At 78.4% G+C, this 334-nt stretch carries 1 protein-coding gene; it reads left to right on the top strand.

Translation table 11 applies throughout. The features are described from left to right. The coding region (locus GT354_RS19510; RefSeq protein ID WP_161357580.1) for an acyl carrier protein at positions 1-334 on the top strand (334 nt) is incomplete at both ends.

Raw genomic sequence — 334 nt, 5'->3', positions numbered from 1 at the left:
GCGGGGGCCGACGCGACCGGATGCCGGCGGCCGCGTCCCCCGACGAGCGGGGCACGTTGCTGCTCGCGCGGGTACGGACCCTGGCGGCCCGCGTCCTGGGCCACCGCGACGAGGCAAGCGAGGTCGACGAGGACACCCGGCTGGCGGACCTGGGGCTGGATTCCCTGGCCGCGGTCGAGCTGCGCAACGAACTCGCGGCGTGGACGGGGCTGACCCTGCCGTCCACGCTGCTGTTCGACTTCCCGACGCCTCGCGCGCTCGCCGCCGAACTGACCCGGCGCCACGCCGCCGAGGCGCCCCCCGCGGGCGCCGGATCCGACGGCCCGGCAGGGCC

It is taken from the genome of Streptomyces sp. SID3343, from assembly GCF_009865215.1.
Lineage (GTDB): Bacteria > Actinomycetota > Actinomycetes > Streptomycetales > Streptomycetaceae > Embleya.
The sequence above is the reverse complement of the archived record's forward strand: the minus strand, read 5'-3'. Positions and strand labels throughout refer to the sequence as shown.